Source organism: Cytobacillus kochii (assembly GCF_044790165.1).
In the GTDB taxonomy this organism is placed as follows: Bacteria; Bacillota; Bacilli; order Bacillales; family Cytobacillaceae; genus Cytobacillus; species Cytobacillus kochii.
On the sequence record NZ_CP085254.1, the window covers coordinates 1,932,354 to 1,958,162 of the forward strand.

Consider the following 25,809-nt stretch of genomic DNA (forward strand, 5'->3'; position numbering starts at 1 on the left):
AGCAAATCTTAGCAAAAAAATAAGTAACGAAACATTCAAGGGATTGAAATAATGTTCCAAAGTTATAGGAGGAAAAATCAATGAATTTATTAAAAAAATCAAGAACAATTAATGCAATGCTACAAAAGGCTGCAGGTAAGCCAGTTAACTTCAAAGAAATGGCAGAAACTTTAAGTGCTGTTATCGAAGCAAATATCTATGTAGTAAGCCGTAGAGGTAAACTATTAGGATATGCTGCGAACCAACAAATCGAAAATGAGCGAATGAAGAAAATGCTTGAAGATCGTCAGTTCCCAGAAGAGTACACTAAAAACTTATTTAACATTCAAGAGACATCATCTAACTTAGATGTGAATAGTGAATATACTGCATTCCCTATCGAAAATAAGGAGTTATTTGGCGCTGGATTAACGACAATTGTTCCTATTATCGGTGGAGGAGAACGTTTAGGTACCCTCATTCTGGCAAGAGTGGAAGATGCTTTTGAAGATGATGATTTAGTTTTAGCTGAATATGGTGCTACAGTAGTAGGTATGGAAATTCTTCGTGAAAAAGCAGAAGAAATTGAAGAAGAAGCTAGAAGTAAAGCAGTTGTACAAATGGCGATTAGCTCTTTATCATACAGTGAGTTAGAAGCAATTGAACATATCTTTGAAGAGTTAGACGGAAAAGAAGGTCTATTAGTTGCTTCAAAGATTGCCGATAGAGTTGGAATCACACGTTCGGTTATCGTTAATGCACTAAGAAAATTAGAAAGTGCTGGCGTAATTGAATCAAGATCATTAGGGATGAAAGGTACTTATATTAAAGTATTAAACGATAAATTCCTTTTCGAGTTAGAAAAATTAAAATCTAACTAAGAAGTAAAATAAAAAAACTTTTAAAATAACACGGAGACGCAGTGATGCGTTACCGTGTTATTTTTATGGTGTCAAATTTTTCTGTATTACAACTTTATTACGAACGAAATAATAAAGTAATAACGAATAAAGTAGAACTTTGAACCTATTTTTAAAAAACAAAATTCTTATAGTTCTTTATGCCTATTCAAAAATATGTTCGAACGGTTGATTCAACTGATAGTGATTGGTGTTTTTAAAAAATACGGAAAAATGAAGCGTATTTTTACCTAGTAAGAAAAATGTCGAAAATAGGACAAAAGAATTACCAAAAAACCCTTCTAGGTCATAGACTTATTATTTCATATTCTTTACAATGATGATAGATGAAATTATTAGTAAGTGCTAATTGGGGAGAATTTTGGAAAAATGAGGTGAAGTTTGTGAAAGTCTTCTCACAATCCATGTCGATTATCGAAAACGCAATTCAACAAACATCGACAAAACAAAAGGTGATCTCGCAAAATATCGCAAATGTTGACACGCCAGGATATAAAGCGAAAGATGTAAGCTTCAAATCTGCTTTTGATTCCGCATTATCTAACATGAATACATATAAAACGGATGAAAGGCATTTTGATTTCACGCCATCTAATTTAAATACCACCGTCTTGACGAAGAAAAATGTAACCTATAACGAAAGTGGTAACAGTGTAGATATGGATCAGGAAATGTCAGAGCTTGCAGCAAACCAAATTCAATATAACGCATTGGTTGACCGCATGAGCAGTAAATTTAATGGACTCGAAAACGTAATTAAGGGAGGTAGATAATCGATGACTATCTTTCATAGTTTAGATACAACAGCTTCCGCACTGACAGCGCAAAGGTTAAGGATGGATGTCATCTCTTCAAATATGGCCAATGCTGATTCTACTCGCAGCGTGACTGGGGAAGACCCTTATAGAAGAAAATCTGTCGTGCTTCAAGCGAAAGATAACGGCTTTTCATCATTTTTACAAACAGCAATAAATGAAAAAGGCCAAACGGGTAATGGTGTAAAGGTAACGAGAATTGTTGAGGATGAAACGCCTTTTGAACTCGTCTATAATCCATCTCATGCTGATGCTAACGCAGAAGGGTATGTAGAAATGCCAAATGTGGACCCATTAAGAGAAATGGTAGATTTGATGAGTGCAACACGTTCATATGAAGCAAACGTCACTGTATTTAATGCGAATAAGAATATGCTCTTGAAGGCATTGGAAATAGGCAAATAAGAAGGAGACTAAGAGATGAATATTAATAGCTTCTCTCCCGTCGTACATACAAATAGTCCGGATAATGCTCAAAATGTAAAAGAGATTACACCGAGTGATGCACATAATAGCTTTGCTTCGGCTTTGAAAAGTGCAATTGATAGTGTAAATGAAAGGCAAATATCATCGGATGAAATGACGACAAAACTTGCTACGGGGCAGGATGTTGATCTTCACGACGTAATGATCACCGCTCAAAAAGCGAGTGTATCCATGTCTTTAACACTAGAAGTACGTAACAAGGCAGTCGAAGCATATCAAGAGATGATGAGAATGCAAGTGTAAAACATGTATTCTCGTCTGATGACTAACCAAGGACCATCGGGGGATTTTTAGATGAAAGATTCTTTGCAAGCATATGGTACAAAGGTGAGAACGTTCTGGGATGCGAAAACAAAGGGGCAAAAGGCTCTAATAATCGGTGCTCCGTTATTATTAATCATTGGTATTAGTATCATTGTTTTTCTTTCGACCAGAACCACCTTAGTCCCACTATATAGTAACCTGACACCCTCAGAAACAGGCAGTATAAAAGAAAATTTAGATGCTAAGGGGATTAAGTCAGAAATCGTTGAAGGTGGTACAGCTATTAAAGTACCAGAAGAACAAGTAGATAGCCTCATGGTAGAGCTAGCTGCAGAAGGTATCCCAGATAGCGGTAATATTGATTACTCATTTTTTAGTCAAAATGCTGGGATCGGGATGACGGAAAATGAATTTGACGTGATGAAACTAGATGCGATGCAGTCTGAATTAGCAGAGTTAATGAAAGGTATTGATGGTATTAACAACGCTAAAGTCATGATAAACATGCCTGAATCTGGTGTGTTTTTAAATGAAACAGAGGAACAAGCATCGGCGTCTATCGTTTTAAACACGGATCCAGGTTATAAATTCGAAAATCAACAAATCCAAGCACTCTATCATTTAGTGTCTAAAAGTGTACCTAATTTACCTACTGATAATATCGTCATAACTAATCAAAACTTTGAGTACTTTGACTTGAAAAACAGTGAAGAATTTTCGACAGGCAATCAATTTGCCGTACAACATGAAATAAAAAAAGAAATCGAAAAGGATATCCAACGTCAAGTGCAAACGATGCTAGCTACCTTAATGGGTCAAGAAAAAGTAGTGGTGTCTGTTACAGCAGATGTCGATTTTACACAAGAGAATAGAGAAGAAAATCTTGTCGAACCAGTAGATGAAGAGAATATGGAAGGAATAGCCATTAGTGCACAAAAGCTAACAGAAACCTTTACAGGGAATGGAGATACAGAAGGGGGTATCCCGCAAAGTGAAGATGGTGCGGATGCACTCGGCTCTTCTTATGTTGAAGGTTCAAATAGCAACGGCGATTATGAAAAAATAGAAGAAACAATTAATAATGAAGTAAACAGAATAAGAAAAGAAATTGTTGAAAGCCCGTATAAAGTTAGGGATTTGGGCATTCAAGTAATGGTGGAACCACCTGATGCTAATAATCCAAATTCATTGCCACAAGATCGAATTAATGATATTACGCAAATCTTATCAACCATTATCCGTACATCTATCGATAAAGATACATTGGATGAAACGTTAACTGATGAAGAGCTACAAAATAAAATAGCTGTCTCCGTTCAAGAGTTCAATGGAAAAGTTGAGTTTCCAAATGAAGAAGCAGCAACGATTCCTTGGTGGATATATTTGGTTGTCGGATTACTATTATTAGTAATTATATTATTACTATGGTTATTTTTACGTAATAAAAAAGAGAAAGAAGAAGAGATTGTAGAGTATGAAGTGGAAGAGCAATTAAATGATTCTATACCTGATGTACATCAGGAAAAGGAAACAGAGGCAAGCATCCGAATCAAGCAATTAGAGAAGCTAGCTAAAGAGAAACCGGAAGACTTTGCCAAGCTCCTAAGAACATGGATTACGGAAGATTAGGAGGCCAGTCAAGCGTGAAAAGGGAGAAGAAAAATCTTTCAGGACGGCAAAAAGCAGCCATTTTATTAATATCTTTAGGTCCAGATATTGCTTCTAATGTGTATAAGCATTTAAGTGAAGAAGAGATTGAAAAGTTGACTTTAGAAATATCCGGTGTAAGAAAAGTAGACACTGAGGCAAAAGAAGATGTGCTAGATGAATTTCATCAAATCGCTCTTGCTCAAGATTACATTGCGCAAGGGGGGATCGGATACGCGAAGACTGTGCTCGAAAAGGCATTAGGAAACGAACAAGCAACAGCGATAATAAATCGTTTAACTTCGTCGCTTCAAGTGAGACCATTCGATTTTGCCAGAAAAGCTGACCCAACACAAATATTGAATTTTATTCAGAATGAACATCCGCAAACCATTGCGTTAATTCTTTCTTATTTAGAACCACAGCAGGCTGGTCAAATACTGTCGGAATTACCTCAAAATACGCAAGCAGATATTGCTAGAAGAATCGCAGTAATGGACGGCACTTCTCCTGAAATTATTAATGAGGTCGAACAGATTTTAGAAAGAAAGCTGTCCGCTACTGTTACACAAGATTATACGCAAACTGGTGGAGTTGAGTCTGTAGTAGAAGTGCTCAATGGAGTGGATCGCTCAACTGAACGTACGATTCTTGATGCATTAGAAATTCAAGATCCAGATTTAGCTGAAGAAATAAAGAAAAGAATGTTTGTGTTTGAGGATATTGTTACGCTTGATAATAAAGCGATTCAACGAGTGATAAGAGATTGTGCAAGTGAAGATCTTATGCTTTCTTTGAAAGTGTCTAGTGAAGAAGTAAAAGAGATTATTTATAAAAATATGTCACAGCGTACTGTGGATACATTTAAAGAGGAAATGGAATTTTTAGGACCAGTTCGACTTCGAGAAGTCGAAGAAGCACAATCAAGAATTGTCGCAATTGTACGCAGACTGGAAGAAGCTGGGGAGATCATCGTCGCCAGAGGCGGAGGGGATGATATTATTGTCTAGGTTATTTAAACATTCTTCTCACGATTACTTAAGTGAAGAGGAGCAAATAACAATCTCTATTCGGCCGATGTTTAAACAATCAGAGGATCATCCATCACAGCAGATGTCTGCCTATTATGACCAGGTGATTAATGAAGCAGAGAAGAGAGCGGAGGAAATTATTCAATCAGCAAATCAGCATGCTGATCGCATATATCAAACAGTTCAAGAAGAAAAGGAAAAGGCAAAAGAAGAACAAGAATTGGTACGTAAAGAGGCATATGAAGAAGGTTATCTCACCGGGATGAGTAAGGGTAAAGAAGATGGATTTAACTCATATTCATCTAGATTAGCAGAAGTAAAAGAGATAATTAATGCAGCAAAAACTGATTATGAAGAAACTATTCAGTCAGCGGACCGAACGATATTAAAAATTAGTATGAATGTAGCAGAGAAAATCATTGCAACGGAATTAACTCATCATACGGAGCACTATCAATCTTATGTAAAAAACGCATTAAAAGAAGCCAAGCATTACAAAAACATTAAACTTATTGTTCATCCTGATAAATATCTAGAGTTATTAAGCTATAAGGATGAACTAAAGGCAATGTTACCAGTTGAAGCTGGCCTATATATCCTTCCCGATGAAGAACTTTCTGTAGTAGATTGTGTGATTGATTCAGATAATGGTCGAATTGATGCCACGTGTAAAAGCCAAATAGACGAGATCAAAGAAAGACTATCAGAATGGTTGGAGACCCATCATGAACTTGGATAAGTTATTAGAGGAAATCCATGTCACAGATAGTTTCAAAAAATACGGGAGAGTCAAGAGAGTTGTTGGCCTAATGATCGAATCTCAAGGGCCGGTTAGTTCCATTGGTGATGTTTGCTATATTCATGTACAAGGTAAGAAGAGCAGGAAGATACGTGCAGAAGTGGTCGGATTTAAAGATGAGAATATTATTCTTATGCCGTATACAACGGTTACTGATATATCGCCTGGGAGTTTAGTAGAAACAACAGGAAAACCGTTAGAAATTAAAGTTGGGACTTCTCTTGTAGGGAATGTCCTTGATTCCTTGGGACAACCATTAGACGGGTCTCTACTTCCAAAAGGTTTAAGAGAGGTGCCAACAGAACAAGAGCCACCAAATCCCCTATTGCGACCACCCATTAGTGAACCAATTGAAGTAGGCGTTAGGTTGATTGATAGTTTACTAACAGTTGGTAATGGCCAAAGAGTGGGGATTTTTGCAGGTAGTGGTGTTGGTAAAAGCACCCTACTCGGCATGATTGCCAGAAATACAAAAGCAGACATTAATGTTATTGCTTTAATTGGTGAAAGAGGAAGAGAAGTCCGTGAGTTTATCGAGAGAGATCTTGGTCCTGAAGGATTAAAACGTTCAATTGTCATTGTAGCTACCTCTGATCAACCGCCATTAATGAGAATAAAAGGGGCCTATACTGCGACAGCCATTGCAGAATACTTTCGTGGCAAAGGTATGAAGGTTATGATGCTAATGGATTCTGTTACTCGGGTAGCAATGGCGCAACGGGAAATAGGTTTAGCAATTGGCGAACCCCCGACAACAAAAGGCTATACGCCATCAGTTTTTTCTGTTTTACCTAAGCTGTTAGAGAGAACTGGCACCTCCATAGAGGGGTCCATCACTGCCTTTTATACAGTGCTTGTTGATGGTGATGATATGAATGAACCAATTGCTGATACTGTGAGAGGTATATTGGATGGTCATTATGTGTTAGATAGAGAGCTCGCTAATAAGGGACAATATCCTGCTGTAGATGTACTCAAAAGTATCAGTCGTGTAATGAATCAAATTAGTAGTAAGAGGCATATAAAAGCAGCTGAGAGTTTAAGAGAATCACTTAGTACTTATAGGCAATCAGAGGATTTAATTAATATCGGTGCATATAAGAAAGGATCATCACAAGAAATAGATCGAGCGATTGCTTTATATCCACAAATTTTAAATTTTCTTAAACAACAAACGGATGAAAAAGTGACGATTGATGATGGAATTGAACAACTATTTGCGCTAGTTGGAGAAGGAGCACAGTAACAAATGTCTTTTAAATATAAGTTCGAGAAAATTATGCATGTAAAAGAACGTGAAAAAGATGAAGCTTTGGATATTTATAATCAAGCGACGAGACGTTTTGAAGAAGCTGCGACCAAACTATATGATTTGCTAAAGAAAAAAGAAGATTTAGATAGATTGCAATCAGAAAGACTAGTTAGTGGTTTACAAGTAGTGGAAATGCGTTATCAGCAACAGTTTATTTCGAATTTAGAAAAGACAATTAGTCATTATCAAAAAAGAGTAATGAATGCCCGTACTCAAATGTACTATTATCAAGAAAAGCTTGCAGAAAAAATGACAGAGTACAAGAAATATGAAGTCATTAAAGATAAGAAGAAGATGCAATACGTATCAGAAATGAAGAGATTAGAAAATATTGAAATGGATGATATTTCAATCCAGCAATTTATCCATAAAGAACTTTAGGTGATAAGATGGAAAGTCACAAAGAGAAAAAGTCTAGACCGGTCATTAAGATATTTATGATCATTGCCACCACTTTAATTGGACTTATCGCAATTGGATTATTAATCCTAACTGTAAGTGGATATAACATTTTTGATGTGGCGAAAAAGTATGGTCAAAATGTTCCTGTTCTATCTACCCTTTTTGAAGAAGATCAAACAGAAATGATGCAAACAATGGAAAATAGACTGATCGAACTAGAGGCAGAGGTAAATGACCGTGAGGCAAGAATTGAGCAACTGCAAAATCAAGTAGAAAGTAAAGATAATGAATTAAATAAAGCAAACCAAGAAAAAACACGATTAGAGAATAGAGTAGACGAATTAGTTTTAATGAAAGAAGAGAATAAGCGGGCATTTAGTGACATTATTAAAACTTATGAAGAAATGGCTGCTAAAAAAGCTGCGCCTATTTTATCTAATATGAATGAAGAAGAAGCGGTGCGAATCCTGGCAGAGGTAAAACCTGAAGTACTTGCTGATATACTGGCAAAAATGGAACCAACAAAAGCTGCTTCATTTACAAGCCTGGTAACAGCGTCTGTAGAAAATACTTCTACCACAGATGACGATGAGAAAGCCGCTGAATAAAGAGGGAGATGTTTCATGGAACTCATGTCACTGTTACCTATAAGTAATAACCATCAATCTACTAAAGAAATATCAGCTAATGAGAAGATGGGTAAAGGCGATTTCGCTCAATTTTTAGGGAGTGTTCTGTCAAATGTGGAAACGGTCAGTCCGAATAGCGACGTCACGAAAGATACAGTTACAGAGCAAGATGATTTGCTATCTCTTCTCGGGGTATTAGAGTGGGAAGATTTGCCGGAAGAATGGCAACCGTTTATGTATATCGACTTACGTGATGAACCGCTTGTTGTAGAACAGGCTAGTCAGTTATTAAACATTGAAGAAGAAGAGATGGAATTGATTTTTACTCATATCCAGTCATTGTTGACAAATCAAGCTAATATTTCTACAGATCTTCAAACGACAGAAGCTCGAGAGAATTTTCTTTCAAAGTTAGTTTCAGCAGTGGAAGGTGGACGTGCGCAAACGCAAACAACTGACCTTATCACTCAGAACAAAGCCGTCTTCCAAACAATAAAGCTTGTACAAATGATGAATCAACAAACAGAACCATCACCATTTAATCAACAACAATTAGCTGGTCTCGTAAAAGACATCGTGAAAATACTAGAAAACGAAGCAGTAGTACCGATACCTCAATCCATTTCTTTAAAAGCCCAAGAGGCACAACTTCGAACACAACAGTTGGTCAATCATTCACCACTAAGCATGACGTTAATAAATAGTGAGCAGAAGCAAATGGAAACAGAAGTGGAAATACGAGCAACAATTAGTAAAGGAATAGAGGATCAAAATCTGGACATTAAGACTGTGCAAGTTCCTACAAATCCGGTTGCAATCTCTAAGAACGATACTTTACAGTTGCATATTCCACAAAATGGAAAACCAATTCCGGCAGAACAATTAGTAAAACAGTTTGAGAATACCTTATCTCGTGCCAAATTTACGACGGTTAATGGAATACAAAAACTGAGCATACAACTCACACCAGAACATTTAGGCACATTGAAGATAGAAATTGTCCAAAAAGATCAAGTGATGATTGCTAGAATTATTGCAAGTACACAGGCAGCCAAAGATGCATTTGAATCTAGCGCACAAACTCTCAGACAAGCATTTCATACACAAAATATCAATGTCGATAAGATCGAAATTTATCAAACCTCATTAGAACAAAAGCATGCAGAGGAATCGTTCAATCAAAGAGAGAAGAATCAACCAAATCAAGATGGTGATGGTCATAACGGCAGAGATGAACAAGAGACTAAAGCAACCTCTTTCTTCGATGAATTAGAAGCAGAATTATTAAATCTAAAGGTTTAGGTGGTACGTTATATGACAAACAGTATTGATTCTTCTTTATTGCTATCACAATCACAAGCAGCCAATACCAGTAATAGCAATACATTAGGTAAAGATGACTTTTTAAAACTATTAATGGTTCAACTTCAAAATCAAGACCCAACAAGCCCGATGGATGATAAAGAATTCATTTCACAAATGGCTCAGTTTTCTTCTTTAGAACAAATGACTAATCTGACAACAAGTATGGAAGAAATGATCAACATTCAAGAGCAGAACCAATTACTATCTTATTCTCATTTTGTAGGTAAAGAGATTACTTGGCATAAATTAAATACTAATGAGGCTAATGTGGAAGTTGATCAAGGAACTGGAAAAGTTGCTTCCATACAGTTCAAAGATTCTACTGTCACATTTATTCTTGAAGATGGAACCGAGTTATCACCAAGTAATATTTCTGAACTAAATCAGCCAACGATTGATGAGAATACATTAGTTCAATCTAGTTTATTAATCGGAAAAGAAATTACTTATCAGGATGATCAAGGGGAAAATCAAATAGCTAAAGTGGAGTCAGTGTCCTTTAAAGATGGACAAACATATTTTCATATTTCAGGTTCTGAAAAATTAATTACCCCTCAGCAAATTATGAAAATTGAATAAAAGCGAAATGATATATTTGATGATTTAAAGGAGGAAATGCAATGTTACGCTCAATGTATTCAGGGATCAGTGGAATGAAGAATTTTCAAACAAAATTAGATGTAATTGGTAATAATATCGCCAATGTTAATACTGCCGGTTTTAAGAAGAGTAGAGTGACATTTAAAGATGCAATGAATCAAATGGTGGCTGGTCCATCCTCGCCGACAGAATTACGTGGGGGGCGAAATGCAACACAAGTTGGCCTAGGGTCTACTTTGGCTACTATCGATGTTATTCACTCTGGATCGAGTATGCAAACGACCGGTAGAGCATTGGATTTAGGCATTGAAGGAGATGGTTACTTTATCGTTCAGCAAGGCGGCGCCCAGTATTATACGCGCGCAGGTAATTTTTATTTGGATGATGATGGCAGTCTAGTGAATAGTGAGGGTTTAAAAGTACAGGCATATAATAGCAACGGTGTATTAGGTGATGTGGTTGTAAATGTGAATGCCACCCTTCCTTCAGTAACAACAGAATCAATCACTATCCAAGGAAATCTAGCAAAAGATGCGAATGTTGGAACGGTATTCAATCAACAAATAAAAACAATTGACAGTAATGGCAATGCCCATGCGTCAACTGTGTACTTTAAAAAGGTGGGCGAAAATAGCTGGGGTGTCTTTTTTGATGAAGAGCCAAAACCATCTTCTGTTGGTACAATCACAAGTTCAAATGAAGACGCTGGAAATATTAGTGTGAAAAATCCAGAAGGTTACAAGGGGACACAAACAGGAGAATGGGAAGTTGAGTTAAATAATGATGTATATACGATTTCAACACCTGATGGTGAGGTAACTGTAGATGCTTCTGCAGTGGAGAATGGCGTCTTATCTGCCCATGGCTTACAAATTGATGTATCAAATGTGAAAGAAAATGGTACTTGGACGTTTAATGTTACGGCACCCACCCAACCTGAGGATAATCTTACATTAAGCTTTGATGCCAATGGACAAATCGTAGGTGCTGATGCGTTAAAAGAAGGCATTAGAATACCAGTTCCTTCAGGTGTAACAGATAATATGGCAACGGCTGAAGATGAAAGTCAATTATTAGTTAATCTTGATTTTTCTGCACTTACACAAGTAGAAGGAGCATCGAATGCCAATGTATTCCCTGATGGTTATACGGAAGGGAAACTGGAAAGCTTTAACATTGGTGCATCTGGTGAAATTAATGGTGTCTATTCAAATGGTCTTATCGATATTCTTGGAACGATCGCTTTAGCCAAATTTAGCAATAGCTCAGGGTTAACAAAAGCTGGTAATAACCTTTATCAAGCTTCTGCCAACTCAGGTGTGGCTAATATTGGTATGGCAGGTGACGGAAGAGGGAGCTTAGCAGCAGGATCACTTGAAATGTCTAATGTTGATTTATCAGAAGAATTTACTGAAATGATTACTGCCCAAAGAGGCTTCCAAGCAAATACAAGAATTATTACGACGTCTGATGAGATCCTTCAAGAACTAGTTAACTTGAAACGTTAAAAAGGGAGGTTTAGGCAAGCTTAGGTTTGCCTATTACAATAAATTGATAAAATTATCGAGATTAAATGGTCAATCGTTTAGGTTAAATGCGTTTTATATCGAAACAGTCGAATCATTTCCTGATACAACAATCACACTTACCAATGGTAAAAAGTATGTTGTGAAGGAAAATGAATTAGAAGTAGTGGAAAGGATTCAGCAGTTCTACCAGGCTGTTGGTATGATTAAAGCTCATTCTATGTGGGAGGAGAACGGTGAAGATGAATAAAAAATGGCTCATCGTTGGAATTCTGTCATTGTTACTAGTTATTAGTGGTTCGTTATTTTACTTTACGGATGTATTTGCAAAGGATGCAAATGAGTCTTCTATTGATGATATTCTTGAACGCACTGTCTCTATTGACCAGATTACGACAAATCTAGCAAGTGACGATTATATACGGATATCTTTTACTATCCAAGTGGAGAGTAAAAAGGCGAAAGAAGAGTTAGAGAAAAGAGATTTCCAAGTGAAGAACTTAATGATCCAAGAGTTATCAGAAATGCAAGCAGATGATTTAAGAGGTAAAGATGGTCAACTATTATTACAGAAAAATTTAACAAAAAAAATAAATGACCTGATGGAATCGGGCAAAATTGAAAAAATCTATATAACTGAATCAATCCTCCAATAACATAATTGCTGACAGATTACTCATCTTTTAAAAATAAGAGTTTAATTCAAAGATATGGAGGTGACTTTTTTGCCAGGAGAAGTTTTATCGCAAAGTGAAATAGATGCGCTTCTATCAGCCCTTTCAACTGGAGAGATGGACGCTGATCAACTGAAAAAGGAACAGAGTGAGCGCAAAATTAAAACATATGATTTTAAACGTGCTCTTAGGTTCTCTAAAGATCAAATTAGAAGCATAACAAGGATTCATGAAAATTTTGCTCGGTTATTAACAACGTACTTTTCTGCACAATTAAGAACTTATGCGCAAATTTCAGTGACGTCTACTGATCAAATTCCATATGAAGAGTTTATTAGTTCTGTTCCAAAAATGACAATCCTTAATGTTTTCGATGTGCCACCACTTGATGGGAAAATATTGATCGAAGTAAATCCCAATATCGCATACGCATTAATGGATCGCATGATGGGTGGCAAAGGATCTAGCTTAAATAAAGTAGAAAACCTAACAGAGATAGAAACAAAAATTATGTCTAATACGTTTTCGAAAGCTTTTCTTCTCTTGAAAGAGGCTTGGAGTAATGTAATAGACATCGAGCCAAGTTATGCAGATTTTGAAGTCAATCCTCAATTCTTGCAGATGGTCTCACCTAATGAAACAGTTGTCGTAATATCTCTCACTGCCACAATAGGCGAGGCGAGTGGAATGATTAACATTTGTATCCCGCATGTGGCATTAGAAGCCATTATGCCAAAGTTATCAGTAAGATATTGGATTGAATCAGATGTAAAGAACAGAGAGCCTGAAGAGATAGAACGATTAACAAAGAATATTGAGATGGCCAGTATTCCCGTTGTCTGTGAATTAGGATCGACGGATATTAATATTGAAGATTTCTTAGATTTAACAATTGGTGATGTGATTGAGTTGGATCAGGGCATTAACGAACCGATGCAGATTAAAGTTGGCGAAATTCAAAAATTCACAGGACAACCTGGGAAAGTCCATAAAAAAATGGCTGTACAAATTTTGGATTTTGTGAAAGGAGAAGAAGAAAATGAGTAATGATATGCTTTCACAAGATGAAATTGATGCATTGTTAAAAGGAACGGGAGACGAGAACGAAACATTTTTTCGTTCTGCTCCAGAAGAGCAAGACAAAGGGCAAGAACTAACGCTTATTGAACAAGATGCTCTTGGAGAAATAGGTAATATTTCATTTGGTAGTTCGACGACAGCTTTGTCTACGTTATTAAATCAGAAGGTAGAAATAACGACTCCTTCTGTTTCTGTTATTGAATATGATAAATTAATCGAAGAATTCCCCCATCCTTATGTTGCCATTAAGGTGAATTATACAGAAGGGTTCAAGGGAACGAATATTCTTGTTATTAATCAACATGATGCATCAATCATTGCCGATTTGATGCTTGGTGGTGATGGAAGTCAACCATCGCCAGATATGGGAGATATTCATTTAAGTGCGGTGCAAGAAGCAATGAATCAAATGATGGGCTCAGCTGCTACTTCAATGTCCACTATTTTTGGGAAAAGGGTGGATATATCACCTCCGACAATTGATATACTTAATTTAACGACAGGTGAAGGGGCAGAAACGATTCCTAGGGAAGATCCTCTAGTGAAAATCTCTTTTCGCATCATCATTGGTCAATTAATTGATTCTCATATTATGCAAGTATTACCTTATCACTTTGCCAAAAGCTTAGTGAAGGAGTTATTACAAACAACAGCTGAAGAACAAAGTGACAAGGAAATGGAACAACAAAAAGCAAATGTTGTTCAACCGCAAGAGATTGCACAGATGAAAGAGACAAGCTCATCTTTAACAATGAGTGATATGTCTCATAGCTCTACTGAGAATGGTGATACATATAGTCAGCCTAATGATTATCAACAACCAACTGAGCCAATGCAAAAACAAGTGGCACAGGCGCAGATTCAGCCGGCCAACTTTTTAGAGTTTGGTTCGCAACAACCAGCTGAAAAGCAAACGAATAATTTGGATATGCTCTTAGACATACCTTTGCAGCTAACAGTCGAATTAGGACGTACCAAAAGATCTGTAAGAGAAATTTTAGATATGACGCAAGGGTCAATTATTGAATTAGATAAATTGGCAGGCGAACCAGTAGATATTTTAATAAATAGTAGATTAATAGCAAAAGGTGAAGTGGTTGTAATAGATGAAAACTTCGGTGTAAGGGTCACTTCAATAATCAGTCAACAAGATCGTCTTAAAAAGTTAAGGTAACCAAGGAGGAATAGAAAATGTCTCAAAAAATATTAATTGTCGATGACGCAGCTTTTATGAGAATGATGATTAAAGATATATTGGTGAAAAATGGTTTTGAGGTTGTAGGTGAGGCAGCAGATGGTTTACAAGCCGTTGAAAAGTACAAAGAAACAATGCCTGATTTAGTTACAATGGATATTACCATGCCGGAAATGGACGGAATCACAGCATTAAAGGAAATCAAAAAGATTAATAGTCAAGCTAAGATTATTATGTGTTCTGCTATGGGACAGCAGGCGATGGTGATCGATGCCATTCAAGCAGGTGCAAAAGATTTTATTGTTAAACCATTTCAAGCAGATAGGGTTATCGAGGCGATTTCAAAAACATTGAATCAATAAGCCGTAAGAAGTGAGATGTAATGAACATGTATAAACAAGTAATAGGAAGAATATGTCTACTAACCATTTCCTGCTTATTTTTGACGCAGTTACTTCATGTGACTGCGTCAGCTGAATCTAGAAGTGTTGAGGAAATGGTGAAGGATGAGGAAAAATCCGCAGAGAAAAATGAGGTTGAACCAAATATACACTCAGAAGAAATAACAGCAGACACTGCGGAAGTCGGGTTAAACGCTTGGGATTTTATTCAGATGATTTTTGCTACAGTGTTTGTTGTTGGATTGTTATATGGATTGTTAAAGTTTGTTAATAAAAAGAGCCGCTCTTATAAATCAACCAATGTCGTTAATCACCTTGGTGGGACTGCCTTAGGTCAAAATCGCTCGGTGCAAGTCGTCAAAATAGGTGAAAAAGTGTATATACTAGGCGTTGGTGAAAATGTACAACTCATCAGTGAGGTCGCTGATAAAGAAGAGCGGGATACTTTATTAAAAAATTATGAAGAACAAGGCGACCAGTCATTGCCAGCAAAACAGTTTCTTACTCAACCTTTCAAGATAATGAAGAAGTCGAAAAGTGAACAAGTTAAGAACCAATCGTTTCAAGATATTCTTAGTAAACAACTGGCAGATATGAAAAAAAAACGTTCCGACCAACTTGAAAACTTGAAGAAAGGTAATCACGAACATGAATGAAGTAATGGAGATATTTAATAACAGTTCACCCGATAATATTTCAACATCTATTAAACTGTTACTAATGTTAACGGTACTTTCTTTAGCGCCAAGTATTTTAATATTAATGACATGCTTTACGCGTATCGTGATTGTTCTCTCTTTCGTTAGGACGGCATTAGCTACTCAATCTATGCCTCCCAATCAAGTGATAATTGGACTTGCCTTATTTTTAACTTTTTTTGTGATGGCGCCTACTTTTCATGAGGTTAACGAACAAGCATTATCACCCCTATTCAATGAAGAAATTGATCTAGAGGAAGCATATGATAGAGCTTCCCTTCCCTTAAAAGAGTTTATGAGTGCTCATACGAGAGAAAAGGATCTACAGCTATTTCTAGATTATTCAGGAGCTGAAAAGCCTTCTTCTATCGAGGAGATTCCATTAACAGCACTAGTGCCAGCATTTGCTATTAGTGAAATTAAAACAGCCTTCCAGATTGGTTTTATGATTTTTATTCCTTTTCTAGTCATTGATATGGTCGTAGCCAGTGTATTAATGTCGATGGGAATGATGATGCTTCCACCTGTAATGATCTCATTACCTTTTAAGATTTTATTGTTCGTGTTAGTTGACGGTTGGTATTTAGTAGTGAAATCACTACTACAAAGTTTTTAAGTAAGGGAATGTTAGAGAAATGACTTCGGAAACCGTAATTTCAATCGCCGAGCAGGGGATAATGGCAGTACTAATTGTATGCGGACCATTATTATTACTAGCCTTAGTGGTCGGCTTAATTGTGAGTATCTTTCAAGCAACAACACAAATTCAAGAACAGACGCTAGCATTTGTGCCAAAGATTGTCGCTGTGTTAGTTGGTATAGTCGTCTTTGGACCATGGATGTTAAATTATATGGTTAGCTATACGAGTGATATTCTTTCTAATTTAACAAGGTATATAGGTTAAAGTTATTATGCAAGAATTATTCAACTATTTTCCAAGTTTCCTATTAGTATTTGTAAGAATTACTTCATTTTTTGTGATGATGCCGATTTTTTCATATAGGAATGTTCCTAATACAATGAAAATAGGGCTTGGCTTTTTTATTGCATGGATTATGGTATTTACACTCGATTTACCATTACTTGAAATAGACAATATGTATATTTTTCTCATTCTTAAAGAAGCATTGGTTGGTTTGTTTATCGGCTTTCTTGCTTATTTATTATTATCGGCGATTCAAACAGCAGGTGGCTTTATCGACTTTCAAATGGGTTTTGCGCTAGCGAATGTCATTGATCCACAAACTGGTGCACAAAGTCCGCTAACGGGTCAATTTTTATACATTATCTCACTTCTATTTCTATTATCGGTCAATGGTCATCATTTATTATTAGACGGAATCTTCTATAGTTATCAATATGTGCCACTAGATCAACCGTGGATTGCGTTTGGAAATGCTAATATGGCTGAATATATGGTGAAAGCTTTTAGTAGAATGTTTGTTATTGCCTTTCAAATGGCTATTCCCGTTGTCAGCTGTTTATTTCTTGTTGATGTGGCATTAGGGATTCTCGCTCGAACTTTCCCTCAGCTAAACGTTTTTGTTGTCGGGTTACCGTTGAAAATTGGTGTAAGCTTCATCATCTTATTTATTGTGATGGGTGTGATGATGTTAGTTGTATCAAAACTGTTTGAAGAAATGTTGTATTTCTTACGAGGCTTGATGAACTTGATGGGAGGGGCATAAAAAATGTTTCTCACACTCGATTTACAGCTTTTTGCTGGAGAAAAGACAGAGAAAGCAACACCGAAAAAGAAACAAGATAATCGTAAGAAGGGGCAAGTTGCAAAAAGCCAAGATGTAAATACCGCTATTATGTTACTAGCTGTTTTTATGTTCTTTTTCTTTGCCGCAGATTTTCTGCAAACTTCCATCATCACAATGCTTGAGCATTCTTTTAATGAATATTTATTACTTGATGTAACGGAAGCATCTGTTTTTAAGATTTTATTGGACATCTTAAAAGAACTAATTATGATTGTCGGCCCAATTATGATAGTGGCCCTTATCGCAGGAATCATTGCAAATTATATACAAGTTGGCGTGTTATTTACGACAAAACCAGTTGAACCGAAGCTTGAGAAGTTAGATCCGATTAAAGGCTTTAAGAGGATTTTTTCTCTCCGAGCCATCGTTGAATTGTTAAAATCGATTCTTAAAATTAGTATCATTGGCGTCGTTGTTTTTTCGATTTTGTGGTTAAGAATTGACGAGATTCTCATTCTTTCACAAAAAACAATAGGGGCTGCAATGAAAACAGTCATTGATTTAACCATCCAAATGGGGATATTTGCTTCCTTAGCGTTATTGGTTCTAGCAATATTAGATTATTTATACCAAAAATATGATTATGAAAAGAATTTACGAATGTCAAAGCAAGATATAAAAGATGAACATAAAAGTTCGGAGGGAGACCCTTTAATTAAATCTAAAATTAAGCAAAGGCAGAGGGAGATGGCGACAAGAAGAATGATGCAAGAAGTGCCAAAAGCAGATGTCATCATTACCAATCCCACTCACTATGCTATCTGTTTGAAATATGATGAGTCGAAAGCAGACGCACCTATTCTTACAGCTAAAGGGGTCGACCATGTCGCACAGAAAATAAAATTAATCGCTAATGAACATAAAGTAATCATGGTAGAGAATAGACCGCTTGCTAGAGGCCTTTATGATCAAGTTGATATTGGCGAGAGTATACCTGAAGAGTTTTTTAAAGCGGTTGCTGAAGTTTTAGCTTATGTATATAAAGTGAAAAACCAATTGGAGAAATGATAACTATTAAAAATAACCATCTATCAAAAGATGGAGAGATAGATTGTTTTATATATCGTTAGGAGAGAATCAGATGGCTGTAAAAGATTTATCGGTGTTGTTGAGCGTTATTCTAATTGTTGCTATGCTCATCATTCCTTTTCCCCATTGGCTATTAAGTATTTTAATTATCATTAATATGGCGCTCGCACTTATGGTTTTACTCATGGCCATGAGTATGAAGGAAGCACTGGAATTTTCTATATTTCCATCGCTTGTTCTTTTAATGACTTTATTTCGCATCGGGTTGAATGTCTCTACGATGCGTGCCATCCTTTCCGAAGGTGATGCGGGAAAAGTGGTTGAAACATTTGGTTCCTTTGTTACTGGAGGTAACGTAATCGTCGGTTTAGTTGTGTTCATCATTCTCGTTATCGTTCAGTTTATTGTTATTACAAAAGGGACTGAGCGGGTTTCTGAGGTTGCAGCAAGATTTACTTTGGATGCAATGCCTGGAAAGCAAATGAGTATTGATGCAGATTTAAATGCTGGGATGATCTCTGAACAAGATGCTAGAAATCGTCGTGAAAAAATCGGGCGGGAAGCAGATTTCTATGGAGCGATGGATGGTGCAAGTAAATTTGTAAAAGGCGATGCCATTGCGTCAATTATTATAACATTAATAAATTTAATCGTTGGAATTATCATTGGTGTCACGCAATTAGGTTTACCAATAGGAGAGGCTGCCACTCATTTTTCTATGTTAACAATTGGTGATGGATTAGTGAGCCAAATACCAGCTCTTCTAATGTCTACTGCTACTGGTTTAGTTGTCACTAGGTCAGCTTCAGAGGGGAATATTGGATCAGATATAACTGGGCAATTATTTTCATATCCTAAAATGCTCTATATTGCCGGCGCGACTATTCTTTTCTTAGGTGTGTTTACACCGATTGGATTGTTATTAACACTTCCTATCGCAGGCTTGTTAATAGCAGGTGGGTATTTTATTTCTAAAACACCAGCACCTGACAAAGAACAATTACAAGAAATTGAAGAAGAAGTGCAAACAGATGAAATGAAAAGCCCTGAGAGTGTGATTAATCTATTAAATGTTGATCCGATAGAATTTGAATTTGGCTATGGGCTTATCCCACTAGCAGATGGGAATCAAGGTGGCGATTTACTTGATCGAATCGTTATGATTAGAAGGCAATTAGCCATAGAGTTAGGAATTATCATCCCTGTCGTTCGCATTAGAGATAATATTCAATTACAACCTAATGAGTATCGACTCAAAATAAAAGGGAATGTCATGGCCAAAGGGGAGCTTTTGTTAGATCATTATCTAGCCATGAGTCCAGGTGTAGAGGAAGATTCTATTGAAGGAATTGACACAATCGAACCCTCATTTGGCTTACCAGCTAAATGGATTAATGAAGACACGAAAGAGCAAGCTGAAATTTACGGTTATACCGTTGTTGATCCCCCCTCAGTTGTGTCCACTCATTTAACTGAAGTGATTAAAAATAATGCTCATGAGTTAATAGGTCGTCAAGAAACGAAGCAATTAATCGATCATTTACAATCAAGTTATCCTATATTGGTGGAAGAAGTCACACCGACGCCTTTAACAACGGGAGATATTCAAAAAGTGCTGGCGAAATTACTTAGAGAAAACATCTCTATTAAGAATCTACCAGTGATATTTGAAAGTTTAGCAGATACTGTTAGATCGACAACTGATACAGATTTATTAACGGAGTATGTTCGCCAAGCACTTGCTAGGCAAATCACCGATCAATTTCATGATGAAGGTGAATCGTTAAAAGTGATTACTTTATCTGGAAAAGTAGAAAAGATTATTGCTGATGGGATTCAGCAAACAGAACAGGGGCGTTTTTTATCGGTAGATCCGACACAAACACAAACGATTTTAGAGTCTCTCGCAAACCAAATCGAACAAAGCTCTATGTTGAATCATACACCAGTGGTCTTATGTTCACCTGCTGTTCGTTTATATGTAAGACAATTGACGGAAAGGTATTTTCCTCAAGTGCCTATTCTCTCTTACAATGAGATTGAAGCTAATGCAGAAGTACAAAGCGTTGGAGTGGTGAATCTATAATGAAAGTGAAAAAATTTACTGTTAATACAATGGCAGAAGGATTAGAGAGAATACGTAAAGATTTAGGACCAGATGCCATGATCTTACAGACGAAAAAAACTAAAAAAGCAACGGGATTTCTCGGTCTCTTTAAAAAGGAGCAACTAGAGATTATGGCAGGTGTCGACCCTGAGGCAAAGCAGCATAAATCTGATCAACCACCAGCCTTTCATACGCAGACTTCTTCAAGTGAGTTAGAGAATATGCAACAAATAATTACGCAGTTGAATGAAGTAAAAGGGCTAATGAAAGAAAAGTCAGACAATTTACATAGGCAAACTGAAATCGTGCCAACAGATGTTAAAACAATGATTGAACGATTACACCATTTGGAATTGCCAGCATTTCTTATAAGTGAGATGACAGACCATCTATTATCGAGATGGTATAAAGAATCAGAGCAATTACGTGATAGCAAGGTGACAGAATGGATAGAAGAATATCTGACTAGTAAACTAGAAGGTATTTCATTTGGCGGTATTACTTTTAATAATAAATTAATTAAACTGGTAGGTCCAACAGGGGTTGGGAAAACAACTACCATTGCTAAACTGGCTGCTGAAGCGGTATTAAAGCATAAGAAACAGGTAGCATTTATTACAACTGATACGTATCGTATTGCTGCTATTGAGCAATTAAGAACATATGCCGATATTTTCCATGCACCTCTAGAGGTTTGCTATTCTGCTGAAGATTATCAACATGCAGTAGAGAAGTTTGCTCATTACGATGTGATATTTATAGATACAGCAGGAAGGAATTATCGTCTCGAGGAAAATATAAAGGAGCTTTCCTCTGTAACAAAAGCCACTGATTCTCCGACTGAGACGTTCCTAGTGCTGTCACTTACTGCAAAAGTAGAAGATATGAAAGAGATCTATGAGCAATTTACCAAAATGGACATTGACCGTTTCCTATTTACTAAAATAGATGAAACAAGCAACCTAAATGCACTAGGAGAAATGGTATTTCGTTTTCAAAAAGGGATTGCTTATATGACAAATGGACAAGAAGTACCCGAAGACTTGCAAGAGATGACAAAGGAGAAATTTTTGAATATCGTTCTCAAAAAGGATTCGGCTTATGTATGATCAAGCAGCTAAACTACGTGATCATTTAAGGAATAATCAACCCTTTATCAATCAAGAAGGTCGTGTCATCTCTGTGATTAGTGGTAAAGGGGGCGTGGGGAAGTCAAATATATCCTTGAATCTATCCATTTTATTGAAAGAGCAACAGAAGAAAGTCTTGTTAATTGACATGGATATAGGTATGGGGAATCAAGATATTCTAATCGGTCGTTCTTTTCCGTTTACTTTAGCTGATTATTTTCATGAAAAGCGCTCATTCTATGAGTTAATAGAAAAGGGGCCATTAGGTATTGATATGATTGCCGGTGGTTCAGGACTCTCAAATATATTGCAACTGGATAAACAAAAGGTGGAAAACTTCCTTGATGATTTAAGTGTCGTTTTAAGGACATATGATTTCATCATTTTAGATATGGGAGCAGGGATGAGTTTGGAAGCTGTTTCATTTATTTCATCTTCTAAAGAAGTGATCGTTGTTACAACACCAGAGCCTCCAGCTATAATGGATGCTTACGGTGCGATAAAACAAATTGCCCGAAATCAGTCGGATGTTCAATTTTCAATGATTATGAATCGCGTTGATGAAATACAGCAAGCTGGTGAAGCATACGAACGTATTTCGGCAGTAGTCAAGAAGTTCTTACAATTGGAAATTGTATATTTAGGATGTGTGTTTGAAGATAAAAAAGTGAAAAAAGCCGTTCAACACCAAGTCCCTTTTGTCCAATTGGATCGACAAGGACAAGCTGCTAAACAATTAGCACTCATTACTTCTCAATTATTAAATGAAATAGAAGGAGTGGAACAAGGAAGCAGTACTTCTTTTATCCAGCGTTTAAAACATTTGCTTTTAAGTAGGAGGTGATGGGTGTGAGTAAGATAAAGGTAGTTGTAATTGATGACTCAGCATTTATGAGAAAGCTAATTACCGATTTTTTATCTGGAGATCCACTAATAGAAGTAATAGGTGTAGCGAGGAATGGGGAAGAGGGCGTCCGTGAAGTGATTCAAAAACAGCCTGATGTCGTTACACTAGATATTGAAATGCCTATTATGAATGGACTTGAGGCGCTGCAAAAAATAATGGCAAATAAACCTCTACCAGTTATCATGTTATCTAGTGCCGCGAAAGTAAGTACAGATCATACGATACTAGCATTTAAATATGGCGCATTTGATTTTATAGAAAAGCCATCGGGTCCAATTTCCTTAGATTTATATAAAATCAAGCATGATTTAATAGAAAAAGTGAAAATAGCCCGACAAACAAACATGAAATCGTTAATTAGTCCTATAAATCAACCCCATAAAAACATAAAAACATCTGCTGTTTATAGTAATATAGAACTAAAGGGTGAGCATTTAGTATTAAGAGAGAAAAAACCTTTACTCGTTACAATTGCTGCATCAACAGGAGGGCCAAGAGCCATTCAATCTATTTTACAAAGTTTTCCGCAAGATATAAATGCAACAATACTGATTGTTCAACATATGCCACCGTATTTCACCCATTCATTAGCAAACCGATTGAATCAAATGACTCATATTACGGTGAAAGAAGTAGAAGATGGAGAAAAGTTGGAGAAAGGTGTGGCTTATATTGCTAAAGGCGGCTTACATTTTACTATAAATCAAAAAGGCAGTTTTCTTTTCGCTCATTTATTACCACCGGAGAAAAAAGTGGGGCATTGTCCATCTGCCGATATGCTATTTGCTTCATTTAGTGAATTGCAGGGCTATAGACAGGTAGCTGTCGTATTGACCGGAATGGGCGTAGATGGAAAAAAGGGAGCACAAAAGTTAAAAGAGAAAACGAAAACAACAATTATTGCCGAATCGAAAGAAACAGCCATCGTTTACGGGATGCCAAAAGCGATAGTTGATAATGGATTAGCTGATGAAGTGGTAGAGTTACAAAATGTCTCATCTACAATCTTGAAGTATGTTTAATGGAGGTGTCCTTAGATGGAAATGAACCAATATTTAGATCTTTTTATTGAAGAAAGTAAAGAACATCTACAAAATTGTAATGATTTGCTGCTTAAATTAGAGCAAAGTCCAGAGGATTTATTCATTGTTAATGAAATTTTTCGCTCTGCTCATACTTTAAAAGGCATGTCAGCTACGATGGAGTTTAATGATCTAGCCCAATTAACTCATCAAATGGAGAACGTGTTAGATCTTATTCGTAATGAGAAATTAGCTGTATCTTCACAAGTACTTGATATATTATTTTTAGCAGCTGATTACTTAGAAGAAATGGTAGAATCTATTGCCAGTGGAGGCAATGGACAATTGAATGTAGAGACTGTAGTGAAACAATTGCAAAGCTTGGATGGCAAAGAACAGCTTGAGAATGTAAATGCACCGGAAACTGTGCAATTTGGGAAGCTGACCTACGATGATTATGAATGGACTGTATTAAGTCAATCAAAAGATACCGATTATCACCCCTTTGAAGTGACGGTGCAATTACATAAAGATTGTTTATTAAAAGCAGTTCGAGTGTTTATGGTTTTTGAAACACTAGAGAAAAATGGAGAAATCATTAAATCGCACCCTCAGGCAACTGCTCTTGAAGAGGAACAATTTGACTTTGAGTTTACAGTAACTATTCTCTCTTCTAATACAAAAGAAGAGATTGAAATGGAACTGTTGAAAATATCTGAAATCGACGCTGTCGAAATCATAGCGATAGATTTGTCTCAGGCAAGTGAAGAAGCGGCGGTAGCTGTAGAACAAGTGGTATTGCCTACAGAAAAAGAGGTTGAAGTAACACAGCAACAGACTTCATCATTCAAACAGCAGAGCAAACATGCAACGAAAACGATTAGGGTAAACATTGAACGACTAGATATCTTAATGAATTTATTTGAGGAATTGGTGATAGATAGAGGACGTCTACTACAAATTTCACAAGATTTAGACCATCAAGGGTTACAAGAAACAGTTGAACATATGTCTCGTATTTCCGGAGATTTGCAAAATATAATTCTCAATATGAGGATGGTTCCAATTGATACAGTCTTCAATCGTTTTCCTAAAATGGTTAGACAACTGGCGAAAGATTTGCATAAGTCTGTCAACCTAGAGATTATTGGTGCCCAAACGGAATTAGATCGAACAGTCATTGATGAAATTGGTGATCCACTCGTTCATTTGATTAGAAATGCAATGGATCATGGAATTGAAAAGCCCGAAGAGCGTATAGCAAAAGGTAAGTCACAACAAGGAACAATTATCTTGAAGGCTTACCATAGTGGAAATCATATTTTCATAGAAATAACGGATGATGGGGCAGGAATAAATAAAGACAATGTGTGTCGAAAAGCCATTTCTAAAGGGATTATTAAAGAAGAAGAGATCGCTTCTATGGAAGATCAAGATATTTATCAGCTTATTTTTTCATCAGGTTTTTCTACAGCTAAGGAAATTTCCGATGTTTCGGGCAGAGGCGTCGGTTTAGATGTTGTGAAAAGTACAATTGAATCATTAGGTGGATATGTTACGATTCAGTCTAATGAAGGAAACGGCTCAACCTTTTCTATTCAATTACCTTTAACCCTTTCAATTATTTCCGCTATGTTAGTAGAAGTAGAAAATGAAAAGTATGCTATTCCTTTATCGTCAATTATTGAAACAGCAATTATAAAAAAAGCTGACATTATGAAAACACATAATCAGCAAGTAATCGATTTTAGAGGTAAAGTCGTTCCGCTCGTTTCTTTACAATCTATTTTTGAAGTGAATGATGAAAGTGAAGAAATACCAGAGACGCTTTCAGTTGTTATTGTTCGAAAAGGAGAAAAGCTGGCTGCATTAATCGTGAGTTCTTTTATCGGGCAACAAGAGATTGTACTGAAATCATTAGGTGATTATTTAACGAATGTTTTTGCCATATCGGGTGCGACAATATTAGGCGATGGACAAGTAGCGCTAATTATTGATTGTAATGAGTTGATAAAATAATA

At 36.4% G+C, this 25,809-nt stretch carries 28 protein-coding genes; all 28 read left to right on the forward strand.

Annotated elements, in window-relative coordinates; genetic code table 11:
- Positions 1 to 80 precede the first annotated feature (80 nt).
- The 28 genes from codY (at position 81) to LG276_RS10320 (ending at position 25,807) form a co-directional block, all read left to right on the forward strand.
- Complete coding sequence (gene codY / locus LG276_RS10185; protein WP_224938594.1) at positions 81 to 860, forward strand: GTP-sensing pleiotropic transcriptional regulator CodY; 780 nt, start codon at positions 81 to 83, stop codon at positions 858 to 860.
- A 422-nt stretch (positions 861 to 1,282) separates the two neighbouring features.
- Positions 1,283 to 1,672, forward strand: a complete 390-nt coding sequence (gene flgB / locus LG276_RS10190) for a flagellar basal body rod protein FlgB (RefSeq protein ID WP_224938652.1) — start codon at positions 1,283 to 1,285, stop codon at positions 1,670 to 1,672.
- 3 nt (positions 1,673 to 1,675) lie between these two features.
- Positions 1,676 to 2,119, forward strand: coding sequence for a flagellar basal body rod protein FlgC (gene flgC, locus LG276_RS10195; protein WP_224938595.1), 444 nt, complete (start codon positions 1,676 to 1,678; stop codon positions 2,117 to 2,119).
- A 15-nt stretch (positions 2,120 to 2,134) separates the two neighbouring features.
- Positions 2,135 to 2,443: a flagellar hook-basal body complex protein FliE gene (gene fliE, locus LG276_RS10200; protein WP_224938596.1), complete on the forward strand. Its 309-nt coding sequence runs from the start codon at positions 2,135 to 2,137 to the stop codon at positions 2,441 to 2,443.
- Between the two features lie 51 nt (positions 2,444 to 2,494).
- Positions 2,495 to 4,093, forward strand: coding sequence for a flagellar basal-body MS-ring/collar protein FliF (gene fliF, locus LG276_RS10205; RefSeq protein WP_224938597.1), 1,599 nt, complete (start codon positions 2,495 to 2,497; stop codon positions 4,091 to 4,093).
- Positions 4,075 to 5,121 (forward strand): flagellar motor switch protein FliG, encoded by a 1,047-nt coding sequence (fliG, locus tag LG276_RS10210; RefSeq protein WP_224938598.1) that lies wholly within the window; start codon positions 4,075 to 4,077, stop codon positions 5,119 to 5,121. Before fliF ends, fliG begins: the two co-directional genes overlap by 19 nt.
- Positions 5,114 to 5,881 (forward strand): flagellar assembly protein FliH, encoded by a 768-nt coding sequence (fliH, locus tag LG276_RS10215; RefSeq protein ID WP_224938599.1) that lies wholly within the window; start codon positions 5,114 to 5,116, stop codon positions 5,879 to 5,881. Before fliG ends, fliH begins: the two co-directional genes overlap by 8 nt.
- Complete coding sequence (gene fliI / locus LG276_RS10220) at positions 5,868 to 7,187, forward strand: flagellar protein export ATPase FliI (RefSeq protein ID WP_224938600.1); 1,320 nt, start codon at positions 5,868 to 5,870, stop codon at positions 7,185 to 7,187. Before fliH ends, fliI begins: the two co-directional genes overlap by 14 nt.
- 3 nt (positions 7,188 to 7,190) lie before the next feature.
- Positions 7,191 to 7,634, forward strand: coding sequence for a flagellar export protein FliJ (fliJ, locus tag LG276_RS10225; RefSeq protein WP_224938601.1), 444 nt, complete (start codon positions 7,191 to 7,193; stop codon positions 7,632 to 7,634).
- Between the two features lie 8 nt (positions 7,635 to 7,642).
- A complete protein-coding gene (locus tag LG276_RS10230) occupies positions 7,643 to 8,263 on the forward strand; it encodes a MotE family protein (protein ID WP_224938602.1) in 621 nt (206 codons plus the stop codon).
- A 15-nt stretch (positions 8,264 to 8,278) separates the two neighbouring features.
- A complete protein-coding gene (locus LG276_RS10235; RefSeq protein WP_224938603.1) occupies positions 8,279 to 9,586 on the forward strand; it encodes a flagellar hook-length control protein FliK in 1,308 nt (435 codons plus the stop codon).
- 12 nt (positions 9,587 to 9,598) lie between these two features.
- Positions 9,599 to 10,228, forward strand: a complete 630-nt coding sequence (gene flgD, locus LG276_RS10240) for a flagellar hook assembly protein FlgD (protein ID WP_224938604.1) — start codon at positions 9,599 to 9,601, stop codon at positions 10,226 to 10,228.
- Between the two features lie 41 nt (positions 10,229 to 10,269).
- On the forward strand, positions 10,270 to 11,757 hold the full coding sequence (locus LG276_RS10245) for a flagellar hook protein FlgE (RefSeq protein ID WP_349773837.1): 1,488 nt from the start codon (positions 10,270 to 10,272) through the stop codon (positions 11,755 to 11,757).
- 43 nt (positions 11,758 to 11,800) lie between these two features.
- Positions 11,801 to 12,025, forward strand: coding sequence for a flagellar FlbD family protein (locus LG276_RS10250; RefSeq protein WP_224938605.1), 225 nt, complete (start codon positions 11,801 to 11,803; stop codon positions 12,023 to 12,025).
- Positions 12,018 to 12,431, forward strand: a complete 414-nt coding sequence (gene fliL / locus LG276_RS10255; RefSeq protein WP_095369523.1) for a flagellar basal body-associated protein FliL — start codon at positions 12,018 to 12,020, stop codon at positions 12,429 to 12,431. The genes LG276_RS10250 and fliL overlap by 8 nt, the downstream gene beginning before the upstream one ends.
- A 69-nt stretch (positions 12,432 to 12,500) precedes the next feature.
- Positions 12,501 to 13,496 carry a flagellar motor switch protein FliM gene (fliM, locus tag LG276_RS10260; protein ID WP_224938606.1) on the forward strand — a complete coding sequence of 332 codons (996 nt, stop codon included), beginning with the start codon at positions 12,501 to 12,503 and terminating at the stop codon, positions 13,494 to 13,496.
- Positions 13,489 to 14,703, forward strand: a complete 1,215-nt coding sequence (fliY, locus tag LG276_RS10265; protein ID WP_224938607.1) for a flagellar motor switch phosphatase FliY — start codon at positions 13,489 to 13,491, stop codon at positions 14,701 to 14,703. The genes fliM and fliY overlap by 8 nt, the downstream gene beginning before the upstream one ends.
- Before the next feature lie 17 nt (positions 14,704 to 14,720).
- Positions 14,721 to 15,086 (forward strand): response regulator, encoded by a 366-nt coding sequence (locus LG276_RS10270; protein WP_095369520.1) that lies wholly within the window; start codon positions 14,721 to 14,723, stop codon positions 15,084 to 15,086.
- A gap of 20 nt (positions 15,087 to 15,106) precedes the next feature.
- Positions 15,107 to 15,781, forward strand: a complete 675-nt coding sequence (locus LG276_RS10275) for a flagellar biosynthetic protein FliO (protein ID WP_224938608.1) — start codon at positions 15,107 to 15,109, stop codon at positions 15,779 to 15,781.
- Positions 15,774 to 16,439, forward strand: a complete 666-nt coding sequence (gene fliP / locus LG276_RS10280; protein ID WP_224938609.1) for a flagellar type III secretion system pore protein FliP — start codon at positions 15,774 to 15,776, stop codon at positions 16,437 to 16,439. Before LG276_RS10275 ends, fliP begins: the two co-directional genes overlap by 8 nt.
- 19 nt (positions 16,440 to 16,458) lie before the next feature.
- The gene (gene fliQ / locus LG276_RS10285) at positions 16,459 to 16,728 is read left to right on the forward strand and encodes a flagellar biosynthesis protein FliQ (RefSeq protein ID WP_095369517.1); all 270 of its coding nucleotides are present in this window, start codon (positions 16,459 to 16,461) and stop codon (positions 16,726 to 16,728) included.
- Positions 16,729 to 16,735: 7 nt separating this feature from the next.
- Positions 16,736 to 17,512, forward strand: coding sequence for a flagellar biosynthetic protein FliR (fliR, locus tag LG276_RS10290; protein WP_224938610.1), 777 nt, complete (start codon positions 16,736 to 16,738; stop codon positions 17,510 to 17,512).
- Between the two features lie 3 nt (positions 17,513 to 17,515).
- A complete protein-coding gene (gene flhB, locus LG276_RS10295) occupies positions 17,516 to 18,601 on the forward strand; it encodes a flagellar biosynthesis protein FlhB (protein WP_224938611.1) in 1,086 nt (361 codons plus the stop codon).
- Between the two features lie 73 nt (positions 18,602 to 18,674).
- On the forward strand, positions 18,675 to 20,708 hold the full coding sequence (gene flhA / locus LG276_RS10300) for a flagellar biosynthesis protein FlhA (protein ID WP_095369514.1): 2,034 nt from the start codon (positions 18,675 to 18,677) through the stop codon (positions 20,706 to 20,708).
- Positions 20,708 to 21,838: a flagellar biosynthesis protein FlhF gene (gene flhF, locus LG276_RS10305; RefSeq protein WP_224938613.1), complete on the forward strand. Its 1,131-nt coding sequence runs from the start codon at positions 20,708 to 20,710 to the stop codon at positions 21,836 to 21,838. Before flhA ends, flhF begins: the two co-directional genes overlap by 1 nt.
- Positions 21,831 to 22,703 (forward strand): MinD/ParA family protein, encoded by an 873-nt coding sequence (locus tag LG276_RS10310; RefSeq protein ID WP_224938614.1) that lies wholly within the window; start codon positions 21,831 to 21,833, stop codon positions 22,701 to 22,703. The genes flhF and LG276_RS10310 overlap by 8 nt, the downstream gene beginning before the upstream one ends.
- On the forward strand, positions 22,703 to 23,788 hold the full coding sequence (locus LG276_RS10315; protein WP_263624372.1) for a chemotaxis response regulator protein-glutamate methylesterase: 1,086 nt from the start codon (positions 22,703 to 22,705) through the stop codon (positions 23,786 to 23,788). Before LG276_RS10310 ends, LG276_RS10315 begins: the two co-directional genes overlap by 1 nt.
- A gap of 15 nt (positions 23,789 to 23,803) precedes the next feature.
- Entirely contained in the window at positions 23,804 to 25,807 is a 2,004-nt protein-coding gene (locus tag LG276_RS10320) for a chemotaxis protein CheA (RefSeq protein ID WP_224938616.1), read from the forward strand.
- The last annotated feature ends 2 nt before the right edge of the window (positions 25,808 to 25,809 follow it).